13 protein-coding genes are annotated in these 17,099 nt (G+C 35.7%); 3 read left to right on the plus strand and 10 right to left on the minus strand.

Annotation, left to right across the window (positions count from 1 at the left end; translation table 11 throughout):
- Positions 1 to 319: 319 nt before the first annotated feature.
- On the plus strand, positions 320 to 1,999 hold the full coding sequence (locus tag SIB89_RS14125) for an amidase family protein (protein WP_412560272.1): 1,680 nt from the start codon (positions 320 to 322) through the stop codon (positions 1,997 to 1,999).
- A gap of 76 nt (positions 2,000 to 2,075) precedes the next feature.
- Positions 2,076 to 3,380: a 30S ribosomal protein S12 methylthiotransferase RimO gene (gene rimO, locus SIB89_RS14130; protein ID WP_412560273.1), complete on the plus strand. Its 1,305-nt coding sequence runs from the start codon at positions 2,076 to 2,078 to the stop codon at positions 3,378 to 3,380.
- Positions 3,381 to 3,438: 58 nt separating this feature from the next.
- Here rimO and SIB89_RS14135 read toward each other — a convergent pair whose 3' ends face one another.
- The 9 genes from SIB89_RS14135 to SIB89_RS14175 all read right to left on the minus strand — a co-directional run bounded on the left by SIB89_RS14135 (position 3,439) and on the right by SIB89_RS14175 (position 13,319).
- Complete coding sequence (locus tag SIB89_RS14135) at positions 3,439 to 4,419, minus strand: cadherin repeat domain-containing protein (RefSeq protein ID WP_412560274.1); 981 nt, start codon at positions 4,417 to 4,419, stop codon at positions 3,439 to 3,441.
- A 304-nt stretch (positions 4,420 to 4,723) separates the two neighbouring features.
- A complete protein-coding gene (locus tag SIB89_RS14140) occupies positions 4,724 to 5,122 on the minus strand; it encodes a VOC family protein (protein WP_412560275.1) in 399 nt (132 codons plus the stop codon).
- A gap of 8 nt (positions 5,123 to 5,130) precedes the next feature.
- On the minus strand, positions 5,131 to 5,673 hold the full coding sequence (locus tag SIB89_RS14145; protein WP_412560276.1) for a DUF4287 domain-containing protein: 543 nt from the start codon (positions 5,671 to 5,673) through the stop codon (positions 5,131 to 5,133).
- A gap of 12 nt (positions 5,674 to 5,685) precedes the next feature.
- Entirely contained in the window at positions 5,686 to 6,012 is a 327-nt protein-coding gene (locus tag SIB89_RS14150; protein WP_412560277.1) for a hypothetical protein, read from the minus strand.
- Between the two features lie 3 nt (positions 6,013 to 6,015).
- Positions 6,016 to 6,726 (minus strand): flavodoxin family protein, encoded by a 711-nt coding sequence (locus SIB89_RS14155; RefSeq protein ID WP_412560278.1) that lies wholly within the window; start codon positions 6,724 to 6,726, stop codon positions 6,016 to 6,018.
- A 63-nt stretch (positions 6,727 to 6,789) separates the two neighbouring features.
- Positions 6,790 to 7,164 (minus strand): VOC family protein, encoded by a 375-nt coding sequence (locus SIB89_RS14160; RefSeq protein ID WP_412560279.1) that lies wholly within the window; start codon positions 7,162 to 7,164, stop codon positions 6,790 to 6,792.
- 146 nt (positions 7,165 to 7,310) lie between these two features.
- Positions 7,311 to 7,772 (minus strand): hypothetical protein, encoded by a 462-nt coding sequence (locus tag SIB89_RS14165; protein ID WP_155089347.1) that lies wholly within the window; start codon positions 7,770 to 7,772, stop codon positions 7,311 to 7,313.
- A gap of 101 nt (positions 7,773 to 7,873) precedes the next feature.
- Positions 7,874 to 10,708 carry a M16 family metallopeptidase gene (locus SIB89_RS14170; RefSeq protein WP_412560280.1) on the minus strand — a complete coding sequence of 945 codons (2,835 nt, stop codon included), beginning with the start codon at positions 10,706 to 10,708 and terminating at the stop codon, positions 7,874 to 7,876.
- Between the two features lie 130 nt (positions 10,709 to 10,838).
- Positions 10,839 to 13,319 (minus strand): M14 family metallopeptidase, encoded by a 2,481-nt coding sequence (locus SIB89_RS14175; protein ID WP_412560281.1) that lies wholly within the window; start codon positions 13,317 to 13,319, stop codon positions 10,839 to 10,841.
- Positions 13,320 to 13,458: 139 nt separating this feature from the next.
- Between SIB89_RS14175 and bshC the strand changes: the two genes are divergently transcribed.
- Complete coding sequence (bshC, locus tag SIB89_RS14180) at positions 13,459 to 15,054, plus strand: bacillithiol biosynthesis cysteine-adding enzyme BshC (RefSeq protein WP_412560282.1); 1,596 nt, start codon at positions 13,459 to 13,461, stop codon at positions 15,052 to 15,054.
- A 2-nt stretch (positions 15,055 to 15,056) separates the two neighbouring features.
- On the opposite strand, the gene SIB89_RS14185 is transcribed toward bshC, so the two are convergent.
- Positions 15,057 to 16,868 (minus strand): tetratricopeptide repeat protein, encoded by a 1,812-nt coding sequence (locus tag SIB89_RS14185; RefSeq protein ID WP_412560283.1) that lies wholly within the window; start codon positions 16,866 to 16,868, stop codon positions 15,057 to 15,059.
- Between the last annotated feature and the right edge of the window lie 231 nt (positions 16,869 to 17,099).

Raw genomic sequence — 17,099 nt, forward strand, 5'->3', positions numbered from 1 at the left:
ATATCAGCATTGGTTGTTATTGGTAATTCATGGAATATTGTGTCTAATGCGATATCAATGTTTCAAAATCCGCTTATTCCTAAACAGTTATTTTACTACGCTTCATTTGTACCATTTACTGTTATTATTTTCTTTACAATTATTGCTGTAGTCTGTATTCTATTTTTGAGAAGGCAAGAATACAATCTTCAAAAAGTAACCGTGTTGTTTGGTATAATTATTCTATTCTTCATTTTCACGAGCAATATTCATGATTTTTTGATGCATAACAATCCATTTCAACATTAATTGTTTTCGTATTTTTATAAAAAATACAACCATGCGTCACATTTATTTTCTATTCATTTTCCTATTCATTTTTTCCTGCAAAGATTCAAAGTCCAATGACCCTCAGACTCCGACTGAAGCTTCAAAAACCAAAATTGATAATACTGAGGTTGAAGCCGACTCAGACCTAAGTGCCATTTCAACCAAAGACTTTAGGGAGTTTAAAGTACTGGATTCCAGAAATCTCACCAAAGCAAACATTTGGGTAGACATCAATCCACAAATAGAAGATTTTACTGAAGCAGATTACAATCGCTTAAAGCAATATGTTTTAGAGAAAGATATTACCGAGCTGCAAGTCAATAGAACACGCAATAAGTTTACCTATGAAGAACTTACCAAATTCTATCTCTATCGCATAAGAAAGTTTGATAGAGAAAATCCATTGTCATTGAATTCGGTAATTGCTATAAATCCGAATGTTATTGAATCAGCAAAGCAAAAGGATCAAAATTTTAAAGATAGAGGAATGAATAAGCATCCTATTTACGGAATGCCAATTCTGATAAAAGACAATGTAAATACATCAGATATGCCAACTACAGCAGGTGCTGTAGCTTTAAAAAATAATAGAACTGATGATGCCTTTATTGTAAAACAACTTATGTCTAATGACGCTTTAATACTTGGCAAAGCTAACTTAAGTGAATGGGCTTATTTTTTCTGCGGTGATTGCCCAAGTGGTTATTCAGCGATTGGTGGACAAACTCTAAATCCTTATGGAAGACGAATTATGGATACAGGAGGGTCAAGTTCGGGTAGTGGTGTAGCTGTTGCTGCCAACTTTAGTGCAGCGGCAATTGGAAGCGAAACAGCTGGTTCTATCTTATCACCAGCGAGTCAGAATTCGGTTGTTGGTTTAAAACCGACTATTGGCTTAGTAAGTAGAAGTGGTATTGTACCAATCTCATCTACTTTGGATACAGCAGGTCCTATTACCAGATCTGTTAGAGATGCAGGAATAGTTCTCAGTGCAATTTATGGTTATGATAATTCAGACACAAAATCCGTTAACCTCAATACATCTTTTGGTTATTTTGAAAAACCTTCAATGGATGCTCTAAAAGGCAAACGATTCGGCGCTCCAAAACGACTCATAGAAGACACTTTGTATGTAAACGCACTAGAAGTTTTAAAACAACAAGGTGCGGAAATCGTTGAAATTGAAGAAGAAAAATTAGGCTTGCCGAATTTTATTCGGCTTTTAAATCTAGATATGAAGAAGGATTTACCAGTCTATATGGAAAGTTACGCCAATAAAAATATCAAAGAAAGAACTGTATCTGATATGATGGCTTATAACATTAAAGATTCTTTAAATACCATGCCTTATGGTCAAAAGCTTTTTCAAGGTATAGCCGATGATACAGGCGATGAAGAGTTTTTGGAGCGTATCAAGGATACTTTAAAAACCAATGGCAGACAATATTTTGATATACCTATGAAAGCCCATAATTTAAATGGCTTCTTGTCCATAAACAACTACCATGCTGGTTTTGCTGCTGTGGCGGAATATCCTGCGTTGACCGTTCCGATGGGCTATACCAAAAAAGGTGAACCTAAAGGATTAACTTTTATAGCCAAACCTTTTCAAGAAAAGCAATTATTGGAATGGGCTTATGTGTATGAACAGGCTTCTAAAGCACGTAAGGCGCCAAAGGATTATAATTAGCAATTTCAACAATCTAAATTCTACAATCGCATATCGTAAATCATTATGTATCTTTGCAGACTGATTTACAAAAAGCATGCGTACAAAAACCTTAAAGAAAAATAGAATTAATGTCGTTACCCTTGGCTGTAGTAAAAATGTTTACGATAGCGAAGTGTTGATGGGACAGCTTAAAGCTAGTGGCAAAGATGTGGTGCACGAACAAGAAGGTAATGTTGTGGTTATAAACACATGCGGTTTTATCAACAATGCCAAGGAGGAAAGTGTAAACACTATATTGCACTACATGCAGAAGAAAGAAGAAGGCGAAGTTGATAAGGTTTTTGTGACTGGTTGTCTAAGCGAACGCTATAAGCCAGACTTACAAAAAGAAATCCCGAATGTAGATCAGTATTTCGGAACAACGGAATTGCCAGGTTTATTAAAAGCCCTTGGTGCAGATTATAAACATGAGCTCATTGGGGAAAGACTTACAACAACTCCAAAGAACTATGCTTATTTAAAGATTGCTGAAGGTTGCGACAGACCTTGTAGTTTTTGTGCCATTCCGTTGATGCGAGGTAAGCATAAAAGTACTCCGATTGAAGACATTGTTGTAGAAGCAGAAAAGTTAGCTGCTAATGGAGTGAAAGAGCTTATTCTTATCGCTCAAGATTTAACCTACTACGGATTAGACCTATACAAAAAACGAAATCTGGCCGAATTACTCGAACATCTTGTTAAAGTTGAAGGCATCGAATGGATTCGTTTGCATTATGCATTCCCAACAGGGTTTCCGATGGATGTTTTAGATGTCATGAAGCGCGAACCTAAAGTTTGCAACTATTTAGACATTCCTTTACAACATATTTCAGATGCTATTTTAAAGAGTATGCGTCGTGGAACTACAAAAGAAAAGACCACAAAACTATTGAAGGAATTTAGAGCAAAAGTTCCTGAAATGACCATCAGAACTACACTTATCGTTGGTTATCCTGGTGAAACGGAAGAAGATTTTGAAATTTTGAAAGAATGGGTCAAGGAGATGCGTTTTGAGCGTTTAGGATGCTTTACCTATTCGCATGAAGAAAATACACATGCTTATAATCTTGAAGACGATGTACCAGAAGCGATAAAGATGCAGCGTGCTAACGAGATCATGGAAATACAATCCCAGATTTCTTGGGAATTGAATCAAGCTAAGATAGGACAGGAGTTTAAAGTGGTCATAGACAGAAAAGAAGGTAATTACTTTGTTGGTCGTACCGAGTATGATTCACCAGACGTTGATAACGAAGTATTGATTGATGCCACTAAAACCTATCTCAAAACAGGTGAATTTGCAACCATAAAAGTGATTGAGGGGGAAGACTTCGATTTATATGGTGAGGTTATTGCTTAGAAAAAAGCAGGCTTGCGCCTGCTCTTTAACAACCAACTAAATAACTTGTAAATTAAAATTAGTCCCATTGCTTTACAGTTGTAGTTAAACCTTGATATAAAGCAATGCCTGTCCAATCACTTGTTAGATCTTCGCTATCACCAAACCTATATTTAAAGTTATGATCCGCTAAGTTTACATAGGCTAGTCGTCCAGAGATACCCAAATAAGATGTTGAATTAAAATTTTGCGAATTTCCTTTTAAAACAAAATATTTATCACCAGCATTATGTTCTGGTAAAGTTTGGCCTAAGTCAATAAATCCCTCACTGACGGAATTACTAGAGATCTTAACCTTAGCATCCGTTACATTATCATCATCACCTTTATATTTTATAGCAAATACGTATTGTAAAGGAGCGATGTCAACACCATTATTATTTGAATATGTATAATATCCAGAGTCATAACTTATTGATTCACTAGTGTTATAATGTTCGTCTGAAGTACTCGTTTTTTCAACTAAATATAATGCTGTTGCAAGCAAATTATATTCATCTTCAGTTACTTGTATCCACTCACCATTCTGAGCATTTATATAAGCTTGTTGTGAGGTGTTTAAAAATGAAAATATATCATCAATATTGTTTAATGAAATTAGTACACTCGATGTTGCAGTATCAACAGAATTAGTAACTGAGATTGTAGCTTGTATAAGCGGATTGATTTCATAGTCAAACTTTAAAGGATCATTAACAAATATTTCTCCTGTTGTACTATTTATAGCAAATGCTCCATTTGCTGTTTGGCTAGAAATACTATATAATAATGTTCCTGTTAGATTTGTAGCTACGGTACCAAGAGATTGTCCTTCAGTTGGATTTTCGTCTATAGTTTGTAAAATGTCTGAGGCACTTGGAATAAAACTATCGCTGTCTTCATTACTGCATGAAACCATAATAGTCATTAAAGTAATGATAATCAAAAAGCCAATTATATTTTTACTCACATATATAATATTAAGCCTTAGGTGCTCGTGATTTTTTTTTGAAAAATTCATAATGTTTGTGTTTTGTGGTTTAACTTTTGTTTTGGTAGCGACTTGCAACTGGACGTCTGCAGCCTAATCCAGTGCAAGGCACCACAAAACTGGTTTGCCATTAATTAATGACACCACAAACTTATTTTAAGAAGTGCTTAGAGTAAAATAAATCAAGCGGACATTAAGTGGACACACTAAGAATTGGGTTGGACAAAAGGTGGACTAAAATAATTAAATTAATGAAAATCAATTGTTTAAAATATTTACAAAATGACATATGACTATACGAAAAAGACAGATGTGCAATTAAAAAATGGTATATCTAATCAATAGTATGTCCAAAACATAGAATATAGCCATCAATATCTTCAATTTCAAAATCTCTGTTGCCATATTCAGTATCTTGAATAGGCTTTAGTATTGAAACACGCTTGGCTTTAAATTCTTCATAGAGTTGATCTGCGTCTTGTACCCAAATGTAGCAATCCCATGCTCCCTGTACTTTGGTATGCCAACCTGCTTTAATAAATGGAATTCGATTTGGTTGTATATGTCCAGACTCTTTTAATTGCCTAAGCATTACTGAAAAATTATCACGACTCAGAATAGCAAATTTTGGACCTTCTCCAATAAAATCGATTTCAAAACCAAGTTGTTTAGAGTAGAAGTCGACTGACTTTTCTACATTTTCTACAATCCATTGAATACCTACCCTTTTCATTAAAGTTATTATTCTGCCATTTCGTAAGCCTCGCGCATCCAGCCAATCAATTCATCATCTACATCTTCAACAGAATTTAGTTGCACTCTATGTGTGCACATGGTGCCAAATGGTCCTGAATTACCAAGGCGGTCTGTAGTTGGTTTATCAGGTAATTTTAAGCCTAAATCAATTCGTGTTTTTGTGGCTGGTTTTATAAGAACGAATTGACGTTTTCTTATAACACTGACACTTGTCTTTTTTAGAGTGACAGTGACATCATTTCCAAAACCTTTAACAATGGGCAAAAGCTTTTCGTAAATAGGGAAGAGGGTTTCCTTGCCTTTATATTGATTGGTTACCAAATCCTCATTAGAGTTATTGTCGTCTTTAGAAAGTGTAACAATGGTATTAGCAAAGCCATGGGTTACACCATGTTCTGTCTTTAAAAACTTTACGCCTTCAGAGTGTTTGGTAAAGGCTTTTGCTTTTAGAATTTTCTTCCATTCTTCTAATGACTTACCAGTCTTCTCTGGCATATTGTTAATCATGGTTTGTAGTGCGTCGCTCATAGTTTTGAAATTTTATTTTGGTGGTAAACTATTAACATAAGCAAAACTCTGTTCAAAATAGTTGACCATTAGTGCTTTGTTTTCCCAAAGTGATTCAGGTACCAAGACATAATCTTTCATTTTAGCACCGTAGGAATAATAATGACCAGTACTATACTGTTCCATAAACTTAGTCGCTTCATCCTTTGGTAAACGAAGACCAATTTCGGCATCCTTGTTCAACAGGGTAAACATATAACCGTTAGATGAGGTATAAATCATCTTTTTTCCTTTGCGTTCAAAACCGTTACAGGCTTCTGTAATATCATCATATATTTTTAGTGCGTCGTCCCAAGTCATAATTTAACGATATTCTGGGTTTTCAAAATTCCAACGCGTACCATCGTCCCATTCCTCGCGAGAATTTCCGTAAGCAGAATAACCGTTATTTTCCTTTAGCATTTTGGCCAAGTGCAACAGGTTATATGTCATAAATGTGGTATTTCTATTGGTAAAATCATTGTCCTTAGCACCAGATTCCTCATCGCGATAACTTGGTCCAGGACCTGCTTCTCCAATCCAACCGCAATCTGCTTGTGGTGGTATGGAATAGCCAATATGTTGTAAGGCATATAAAATACTCATGGCACAGTGTTTAATGCCATCCTCGTTACCTGTAATAATGCAACCACCAACTTTTCCGTAAAACAGATATTGCCCTTTGTCATTCTGTTTACCGCTCATGGCATAAAAACGCTCTATAAGTTTAGTGGCTACAGATGATTTTTCTCCCAACCAAATTGGTGTGCCGATAATGCAGATATCTGCTGCAAAAATACGCTCAAATAGTTTTGGCCATTCATCCTTATCCCAGCCATATTCTGTCATGTCGGGATAAACCCCTGGTGGCACATCATGGTCTACAAACCTTATTTCCTCAACTTGCACACCTTCCTTTTTCATTATTTTTTTTGAAACATCTATTAAGCCTTGTGTATGGCTCATGCGAGGTGACTTTTTTAATGTACAATTAATGTACATGGCCTTTATATCTGAAAAATCTGGTTTTGACATGGTTTTAGAATTTTAAACTTAGGTACAAAAAAGGTTTCGACTGCGCTCAACCTGACAATTGAACTATATATGCTGATCTACCAAAATAGCATTGCCATCTGGATCTAGGACCACAAAACTTGCAGGACCTGAATCGGAATCGGTTTCAACTTCGCTTGCAAATAAAACATCCTTTGATTTTAAATGCTCTTGAATCTTACGCACATCATCGTATTGCTCTAACGTATTGGCATCTTGGTCCCAACCAGGATTAAAGGTAAGAATGTTGTTTTCAAACATACCTTGAAACAGACCAATCAATGTGGATTCGTTTTTCATGATGAGGTAGTTTTGTCCTAAACTACCAGCAAATACCGAAAACCCTAAATGTTCATAAAAGGTTTTTGATGCCTTAATGTCCTTTACGGCAAGGCTTACAGAAAATGCTCCTAGTTTCATAATCGTTTGATTTTTAATTAGTTCTTAAAGGTAGTGAAATTGGTTAATCAAAAAAAGTCACATCGCGTAATGTGACTTTTCTATGTATTGGTGAGCCGCTTTCAATTGAGCATTCACCTAACACACTTTCTTACAATGAAAGTAGTTTAACCTGTTTTTATTTGCGAAATACTGATTTGTTTCTCACCGGTAAAGCGTTTTGATATTCCGTAGACAGAAAAATAATGTACTTGATCGTCATCTAAATCGACAATTTTTTTATCGTCGAGCGTAAAAATTAAATTTTTATCTGAATTTTCTAAATGTAAGTAGTTGCTTTTTAAAGTGACATTGTATAGGTCATTAATAAGTGGAGCATTATCTAGTTGACCTTCGTACTGAATCACAAAATAATTAAAGGTTTTTTTATTTTTTTCATTTAATGAAATAACAAGTTCACCTGTATTATGTTGATGAAACTTCACGTCAAGTTTAATTGGGTTTATTTTATCAAAAACAATTTCTTTGGATTTCACGGATTCAAAACTTTCCTTTTCTTGGCCGTATGAACTAATAAAAAACAAAGTGAATACGATGCAAAAAAGGAAACCTTTAAGAATAGTTTTCATAATTTAAATTTTAAAAGTTATACATGTCTCAAAATTAAAGAAGCCTTTTTGAAAAAGTCAAGTTCAAAACTGTTAAAAATTGTTAAGCCATCTATGATTTATCAAAGATTTTTGTGATTTAACAATATAGGCTTCCCAAATCCAAGACCTTCCAGTTTATCCAATTGGGTAGCAGCATCACCAACAATCAAATAAATCATTTGGTTGGGTTTAATATAATCTTCAGCTAAGGCTTTTATATCTTCAACGGTCATTTCACTTACTATTGCTTGGCGTTGTTTGGCATAATCGTCATCTAAACCATAGTTGCTAATGTTACTAAGCATGTTGAGTTTTGCTCCTAGGGTTTCAAAAGCTCTGGCAGTACTTTTAAGGGTAAAGCCTTTAGTAACATCTAAGTCTTCCTGATTGTAATTTTTGCCATAATCTTCTAAAATCTGTTTTACTAGACTTGTCGCTTCGTAAGTGACATTGGTTCTAATACCGCTACCTATTCTAAAATAGCCTTCGTGAGCAGTGCCATTAAATCTAGAACTGATACCGTAGGTATAACCTTTGCCTTCACGCAGTTGTTGTGTGAGTTGTGAGGCAAAACTTCCGCCACCAAGTCTGTAATTCATAACCGTTGCAGGATAATAATCCCTGTGCGTAGCTTGTAAAGCAGGATAACCAAAACGGATTACGGATTGTTTGGCATCTGGCACATCGTAGAAATAAACTGTGGATTTTTCAGGGTATAAAGGCATTGGTAATTCTGGTAAAGCAACATCTTTTACTTCCCAATTGTTATTGATGCTTTGCAAGGCATTGACCACTTTTTCTCGTGAAATAGCACCAACCACGTGCATATTGGTCAGATTTGGTGTGAGATTGGTATTGTAATAGTATTGCAGATCCATTATTGAAATGCTATTGACCGAATCCTCAGTACCATTGTTGTTGTATGCCAAAATATTGCTGTCTCCATACAGCAATTTTGAAAATTCATTATCAGCAATACTGTTAGGATTGGCTTTACTACGTTGAATACCACTTATAGTACTTTGCTTCAATAAATCGAACTCTTTTTCATCCCAACGTGGTTCTAAAAGAATCTCAGTAACCAAATCCATTGTGGCATCAAAATGTTTAGATAAGGTGGTGCCAGAAATGGTAATATTATCGCTTGTAGCATACGCATAAATACTGGCGCCCAAACTTTCAATGGCATTCTCTAGCTCTTCTGGAGTTTTATTTTTAGTGCCTTTGGTCATAAGATTAGCTAAAAGATTAGAGACACCAACTTTATCCTTATTTTCTAATAAAAGACCACCAGCAATCTGCATTTCGAATTGAACCAAAGGCACTTCATCATTTTCAATACCATAGACTTTAATACCAGATGATAGTTCTTCTTTCCAAACCTCTGGAATGTTCAGCTCTGGACTTTCGCCATAAGGAGGCTCTACACTTCTATCAAAACTGCTTGGTGTTTTTTCGTAAGTGGCCACAACACTTGGGTCGAAACTTTCTTCCGCGCCTTCGACTATTTTTTCCTCCACAACATTGGCCAATTGCGAATTGTCCAATACCAGATGTTTCTGATTTTTAGGTACAAAACTGGTTGCGATATAGTTTTTATTCTTAATGTAGGTGTTATAAACTCGCATTACATCCTCTGGAGTCACTGCAAGTATATTTTTTACATCTTGATTAATGAAGCCAGGATCGCCAGCAAAGATTTCATACTGAGCCAATTGAAAACCTTTGCCTAAAACGCTTGAAAGGCCTTGATAAAAGTTGGTTTCTTGCCCAGCTTTGATACGGTTGAGGTCTTTTTCTGAAATACCATTGTTTTCAAAATCCTTAAAACCGTCTTGAATAGCCGAAGCCACGTCATTTAAATCCGTTTGATCAAAAGCAGTAACACTTAATGCTAATTGTCCAGCAATTTCAGATGAATTTTGATACATCCTAACATTACTGGTAAGTTGCTCGTCTTCTACAAGAACTTTATAAAGTGGTGCTTTTTTTCCTTGGGTTAAATATTGTGATAATACACTTAGTGCATAAGAATCTGGATGATACTGATAAACCGTTGGCCAGGTCATGGTTAATCTTGGTGCTCTTGCAAAATTATCTTCGTAATATAAACGCTTAGACGACTTTAAATTAACAGGCTGTTTTTCAATTTTTGGAATGTCTTCTCCACGTGGAATTTCGTCAAAATACTTTTTCACCCAAGCTTTGGTTTGCTCCACATCAATATCTCCTGCAATGGTTAATGTTACATTGTTAGGCACGTACCAACGTCTAAAAAACTCTTTAACATCGGCTAAAGTTGCGTTTTGTAAATCTTCCAAAGACCCAATCACTTCCCAACTGTAAGGATGCCCTTCAGGGTAAAGGTTTTTGTTTATGACATAGGAATTATGTCCATAAGGCTGATTATCTACACGTTGACGTTTTTCATTTTTAACTACTTGTTTTTCCTTTGCCAAAACGGGTTCGGTTACCGTATTTATGAAGTATCCCAATTTATCGGCCTCTGCCCAAATCATTTTTTCCAAAGCATCTTTTGGTACGGTTTGAAAATAGTTTGTTCTATCTCTACTTGTTGAACCATTAGCACCAGAGCCACCAATACGTGCGCTCATTTGGTCGAGTCCGCCTTTGCCCAGATTTTCGGATTCTAAGAATAATAAATGCTCAAACAAATGTGCAAAACCGGTTCTGCCTTCTTTCTCTCGTGCAGAACCTACGTGAGCAGTTAAGGCTACAGCTGCCACAGGATCGGATCTATCTACATGAAGAATAACTTGTAGGCCATTATCTAAAGTAAATTTTTCGTAATCCACTTTAAATTCTGGTGTGGTGTCTTTGGTTTCGTTTTGTTTACAGGAATAAAGTGCTGTTAAAACAAAAAGGCTTAGGATAAGTGATTTAAGATGTTTCATTATATATAGTTGATTGATTTTATTCTAAAATTTTAATTGAACTTGATGTCGCATTGAATGCAGTCGAAATGCTCAGCAAGGAGACATCATAAGGTTTTCAATAGTTAGCAACCTATCAGTAGAGTCGTATTTAAAGTTCATAAGCATTATTATTAACAAAGAAAACGGAGTTCACTAAAAACAGTTTTCCATTTTCCCAAAAACTTCTAAACATGGTATTATCCACAAAATAGATAAAACTACCGCTTCCCATACGCTCTTCACCAAAAACCAAAGTATTGTTCAGTTCACTCAATGCACCTTTACCAGCAAAACCTGAATACACTTTAGTATTATCCAAGTGAGCGACATTGTAGCCACCATCTAAAAGGCTATAAGCTGAACTTCCTAGTTTTAGCGTAAAGTAATTATCATCATAACCAAATGCCATTGGATGTGTGTTATCGACTTTGGTTTTGAATATAGCACCTGTAATAAGGTTGTTGGTGTACTCGCGTTCGCGCTCAGCATAAGGTATTAAGTTATTTTCATCTGGTGTCTTTTCCGATTCTTTATATTTTAAAGAAAAGCCGTCTTTGCCAGCAAAACTTCTAAGGGCACCATCAATGGCGATGACTTTTCCACCAGCACGTACCCAATCCTTTAATTTTTTCATATTGTCATCATTGAGTACACTTCCATAGTAACCATTAGGCATTATCAATACATTGTATTTGCTGAGATTTGTTCGGCTGAAATCGTCTGTATTTATAGAGGTTAAAGGATAATGTAATTGTTGCTCAAAGAAATGCCAAATAGCGCCATAACTTAAAGATGACGTTCCTTCACCAGAAAGTATGGCAACCTTTTGTTTGTTGATGAGTTTAATATCAGGCGAACCAATATCTGGAGTGGTTTGGGAAAAGCCAGAATTAATTTGCGTTAAAAAGCGTTTATGTTTTTGGGCAATGGTATTTAGTTTGCCTACAAAATCCTCAATGTGCTTATTGTCGCCTCTGGTGATGATCAAAGAACCACTTTCAAAATTTGAATTGTTTGAATTGAATGGTTTTTCGGTAAACCTCACCTTAAAATCGTGCTTTAGTAAGTCTGCTAAAAACTGGGCGTCGTCTATAGAATTCCATTTGCTCACATAACCATAAGCCTCGTATAGAATTTTCAGTGCTTTAGGTTCAAACATTTCGCTACTACTTACTTTAGATGTACTCGCAATGGCATCTAATCCATAAGCGTAAGGTACTGACCATGCCGTAATATCATAGGTGAGTGAATCTGCTAGTTTAGCATTGGGTTCAAACAATACTTTTACCATTTTTCCCTTGGGTTGGTTGGTATGGACTACTACTGCGTCTTTATTAACGTTCATACTACTTTGTTGACCAGAGGCATAATTATATCCTGACACTTTAGAGCCACTAGCATTTTCAAACGTAATCTCATGTTTGTTGAGTAAGTCTTTTAGGCTATTTAATTTGTCAGCGTTACCTTTTACGACATAGCTTTTATATTTCAAGTTGGAATTGTCAAAGAACTTAGCAAATTCCGTATTCAGTTGTTTGGCGTTTTTTGAAGCAATTTCAACCGTTGAAAGTCCTGTTACTGTATGGTGCGTTAAGCGATCTACTAAGGTTAATACCTCACCTTCGTCATTTAAAATACCAAGTCCTGCCATGCCATGTCCACCTTGTTCGTAGGTCATACCAATCGCTCCCATGTATGTTGGATAGGTATCACCATAGCTCGGGTAAAACAAATCAAAGCGTTCTCTGGTAAAAAACAACCAGCCTTCAGCATCAAAATATTTGGCGTGATTTTGACCTATTTGCGTCTGAAAATTACGTTGCCAATCACTGATGATTTCATGAAACGGTTCTGCAGCAGGGGCAAAATAATAGGGTTCGTTTGGTCCTTGTTCATGAAAATCGACATGAATATGCGGCATCCATTTGTTATAGACCTGTAATCGTTGCTGGGTTTCAACCTGTGTTGCCCATGCCCAATCCCTGTTGAGATCAAAAAGATAATGGTTTGGTCGTCCACCTGGCCAAGGTTCTTTATGTTCACTGGCTTGTTGGTCGATGTCGTATGGTTGGCTTGCGGTTTCATTATACCAATTTACATAACGATCGCGACCATCTGGATTAATGCACGGATCAATAATCACAACCGTGTTCTCCAATAAATCTTTACGTTGCGTTAGGAGCTTGTAAAGTGTTAGCATAGAAGCTTCAGTACTAGACGCTTCATTACCATGAACATTATAGCTCAACCAAACAATGGCAACATCAGTAGAACTTGGTGTGCCTTCTAACAAGCCTGTATTTTTTAAGTTGTTTTCTCTTATGGTTTCAAGATTACGCATATTAGCTTCACTCGATACATAAGCCAAATACAATGGTCTGCGCTCATAGGTAGTCCCATATTGCTCAAGCTTTACTTGATTAGGAACCGCTTCAGCAACGGCTTTAAAGTAGTCAACCACTTGATGATGACGACTGAATTGTGTGCCAATCTCATAGCCTAAAAATTCACTTGGTGTTTGAATATTTTGGGCAGTAATAAAAGTTGAGGTAGTGAAGGCAATAAAAAGGATGAAGAATAATTTGCGCATGTGTTTGTTGGTTTTGGTATAAAGCTAGTAAATATAATTAGTGATTTTGAGAATATGATACTTGTTGTTTTGAATTAACTAAAAATTAGCAGTTAAAATTTACAGTTGCCGTATATTTATACTTTGATAATAATTTTATATGCCAACTGATTGTATTCCTTTTAGAGAAACCAACTATTTCTCTGATTTTATCTGTAATTACCTTGAAGAAAAACCTGAATTAAGGCCGCTTTACAATCGATTTCCGACATTAGAAAATTTCAAAGCACAGATAGAAGAAAAAGAACGAAATTATAACCATACTTACCGTAAAACGCTCGTAGATATTATTATGAAGCATTATGGAGATCTGTCACTTTCTGCGGCAACTTTAACCAATGTGGATTTACTGAGGCACGATAATACCTTTACGATTACAACGGGTCACCAACTCAATTTATTTACAGGTCCATTATACTTTCTCTACAAAATAATTTCAACCATAAACCTTACAAAACAACTCAAAGAGGAATACCCAGAATATAATTTTGTGCCTATCTATTGGATGGCGTCCGAAGATCATGATTTTGAGGAAATCAACTACTTTAATTTTAAGGGGAAGAAGGTTCAATGGAATTCCAATCAAACTGGAGCAGTTGGTCACTTTGAAACAAAGGGATTGGATGAAGTCTTTGATGTGATTTCCGCCGAGTTCGGACCAGGTAAAAACGCAGAACAATTAAAAGAATGGTTTAAGGAAGCTTACCTAAACCATACTAATTTAGCGGATGCCACACGCTATTTGGCAAATGCATTATTTGGAAAACAAGGCTTGGTAATTTTAGATGCAGATGATAGGGATTTGAAGCGTTTGTTCATTCCACAGATGAAAAAAGAATTACTGGAGCAAACCGCTTTTGAAACGGTTTCTGAAACAAATAAAACACTTGAGGATTTAGGGCTTACCATTCAGGTTAATCCAAGAGAAATCAACTTATTTTATATCCATGAAGGTTTGCGAGAGCGTATTGTTGAGGTAGATGGAACCTATTCAGTTTTAGAAACTGACATCACTTGGAGTAAGGACGAATTGTTAAAACATCTTGAAGAATATCCTGAGCGATTTTCGCCTAACGTCATTATGCGACCTTTATATCAAGAAGTAATTTTACCAAACCTATGTTATATCGGTGGAGGTGGAGAGATGATTTACTGGTTACAATTAAAATCTAATTTTGAAGCTCAAGGTGTAACTTTCCCAATGCTGTTGCTTCGTAATTCGGCTTTGGTAAAAACAACAAAGCAGGCCGAAAAACTAAAAAAGCTCAATATTTCTGATAAGGATTTGTTTTTGGAAAGAAGCTCTTTTATCAACAAAAAAGTGAGGAAAATTTCTAATATAGATATTGATTTTTCTGAACAGATCAAACATTTAGAACAACAGTTTAAAGATTTACATCAACTTGCAAAACAAACCGATAAATCGTTTCTAGGGGCTGTAAATGCACAGGAGGTGAAACAAATAAAAGGATTGAAGCATCTTGAAAAACGTTTGCTCAAAGCTCAAAAGCGCAAGCTAAAAGATCATATTGAACGTTGTACGGATTTGCAGGAACAGCTCTTCCCAAATCAAAGTCTGCAAGAACGTAACGCCAATTTTTCGGAATTATACTTAGAGTATGGTGAGGATTTAATTCCTAAGCTGATGGAATCCTTAGAGCCGTTAAAAGGTGAATTTGTGATAATAACTATTTAATATTACAAGGTTAAAATCAATTCCTGTAAAGAATCTTCAGTAGAAAGATCTAGTTTTTTTCGTAATCGGTAACGTGCTTTCTTTACTCCTTCAACAGAGATATTAAGAATATTGGCGATTTCCTTACTCGATAGGTTCATTTTTAATAAGGACATTAAACGCAAATCGTTATTGCTAACGTTGGGATAGTTGCCCATCACTTTAGAGTTAAAGCCTTTGTGTACATCCTCAAAATAGTTTCTAAATTGATCCCAAGTACCATCGTTATTAATGTCTAGGTTGATGGTATTGATGACTTCTTGATACCTTCTGGAGTTGGCACCTTCTGCTTTTAATTCTTTGATCTGCGATTTTAAATCTTGTAGCACTTCATTCTTATGAGCCAAATGCAAGGCATGTGTTGTAAGTTGCTTTTCTTTAAACTCTAAACCTTTATCTAACTTTTCCCGCTCAATTTTATTGCGTTTCATTTTTTGACGTAAGGCATAGACTATGGCTGCAGCCAAGGCCAAAGCACCAATTAACGAAATGATGAGAAACAATTTCTGATTTTCTGCGCGTTGCTTTCGCTCTTCTAAAAGTTTGATTTCATTTTGTTTGATGATGAGTTCTTTTTCTTTCTTTTCGGTTTGGTATTGCACTTCGAGCTCATTCATTTTTTTAATGTTCTCCTCACCTAAAATTTCATCATGTAGCTCGTGATAGTCTGTATGGAACTCATAGGCTTTTTTATAACGACCCAATCCTGCGTAGGCTTTAGACATTTCCAGAAGGTCACCAATCATTTTTTTGCGTGTTCCGGTGTCTTCAGAAATTTGTAATGCATCTTTCATGAACCTTAGCGCTTTTCTGTGCTCTCCTTTTTTGTTATAGAGTTCACCTAGATGCCTAAGATTGAGCCCGATTAAAGAGGTTTCACCATATCGCTTGCTGATTTCTAGGGATTTGTTGTAATAGTCTTCAGCAAGATCTAGGCTATCTTGTTGAGCGAGAATCCAACCAACATTGTCATAGATTCCAGCCAAATCGTTATTGTAGCTTTTTTCAAAATAATAGGGTTCAACTTCCAATAAAAGTGCTTTGGATTCTTCATATTCTTTTTGTCCTTTTAAGTTTAATGCCATATTAACCTTAATACTAGCTAAGTCATCCCTAGAATCTAGTTTTTCATAAATGGTTTTCGCTTTATTGTAATATTGATTTGAGATCTCATAGTTTTCAATATCACCTTGAATGTTTCCAATGTTCCAATAACTCGCTGCAATACTTTCTTCGGTATCTCCAATTTCCTCTTTTAACTTTAGACTTTCCATGTGGGTTTCTAAACATTCGTTATAGCGCCCTAAGCTTCTTAGGGAATTGGCCTTATTGTTCATAGCAGCGCATACTTGCGTCATATCTCCAAGTTCTTTGTACATCTCAATAACTTCATCATAGATAGGAATTGATTTTTCGTATTGAGAAGTCATGTTGTGATATACACCTAAATAGTTGGTGGTCCTAGCAATGAATTCTTCATTGCCCAATCGCTTGGCTAAAACCAATGTGCTATCTAAATAGGGTTTTGAAGCTAAGGGATCTACAAAGAGGTGTTCTGCCCACAAGGTAGCGTAGGTTATAATTTGGGTGGTGTCCGTTTGTTTTGATGCTGCTTGCAACAAACTGTCAACCTTTTTTTGATCTTGAGCATGACCGATAAGACTACTTAGTCCGAAAACAAAAATGAGTAGAGGTAGAAATTTGTCCACCTTAGCGTGGACATCTGAAATTGTTCTAGAAAAAGGGACATTATTTGACATGGTTGAGATATTCATAGTTTCTAGTTGTTAGATGGTCTTGGATAATGTTGTGTATTAATTGAATTTAAAATGCTTATAATCAATTAGTTGTAATATTTAAAATAAGTGTTGTCCACCTATTATAAATATCATTAAAAATTTAAAATCTCGTTTTTTTTAGGGGTAGACAAAAGGTGGACAGCAGCATTTTTGCGGAAAATGAGGCTTTATTTTATCTAACTTGCTTAAAACAAAACTGGCCTTATA

The sequence above is a fragment of the Winogradskyella sp. MIT101101 genome, from assembly GCF_047126865.1.
Lineage (GTDB): Bacteria > Bacteroidota > Bacteroidia > Flavobacteriales > Flavobacteriaceae > Winogradskyella > Winogradskyella ouciana.

Coding starts and splice junctions, on each gene's coding strand:
- SIB89_RS14125 (WP_412560272.1), top strand. CDS start 320: ATGCGTCACATTTATTTTCTATTCATTTTCCTATTCATTTTTTCCTGC.
- SIB89_RS14165 (WP_155089347.1), bottom strand. CDS start 7,772: ATGAAAACTATTCTTAAAGGTTTCCTTTTTTGCATCGTATTCACTTTG.
- bshC (WP_412560282.1), top strand. CDS start 13,459: ATGCCAACTGATTGTATTCCTTTTAGAGAAACCAACTATTTCTCTGAT.
- SIB89_RS14175 (WP_412560281.1), bottom strand. CDS start 13,319: ATGCGCAAATTATTCTTCATCCTTTTTATTGCCTTCACTACCTCAACT.
- SIB89_RS14135 (WP_412560274.1), bottom strand. CDS start 4,419: ATGAATTTTTCAAAAAAAAATCACGAGCACCTAAGGCTTAATATTATA.
- SIB89_RS14185 (WP_412560283.1), bottom strand. CDS start 16,868: ATGAATATCTCAACCATGTCAAATAATGTCCCTTTTTCTAGAACAATT.
- rimO (WP_412560273.1), top strand. CDS start 2,076: ATGCGTACAAAAACCTTAAAGAAAAATAGAATTAATGTCGTTACCCTT.
- SIB89_RS14145 (WP_412560276.1), bottom strand. CDS start 5,673: ATGAGCGACGCACTACAAACCATGATTAACAATATGCCAGAGAAGACT.
- SIB89_RS14150 (WP_412560277.1), bottom strand. CDS start 6,012: ATGACTTGGGACGACGCACTAAAAATATATGATGATATTACAGAAGCC.
- SIB89_RS14160 (WP_412560279.1), bottom strand. CDS start 7,164: ATGAAACTAGGAGCATTTTCTGTAAGCCTTGCCGTAAAGGACATTAAG.
- SIB89_RS14155 (WP_412560278.1), bottom strand. CDS start 6,726: ATGTCAAAACCAGATTTTTCAGATATAAAGGCCATGTACATTAATTGT.
- SIB89_RS14140 (WP_412560275.1), bottom strand. CDS start 5,122: ATGAAAAGGGTAGGTATTCAATGGATTGTAGAAAATGTAGAAAAGTCA.
- SIB89_RS14170 (WP_412560280.1), bottom strand. CDS start 10,708: ATGAAACATCTTAAATCACTTATCCTAAGCCTTTTTGTTTTAACAGCA.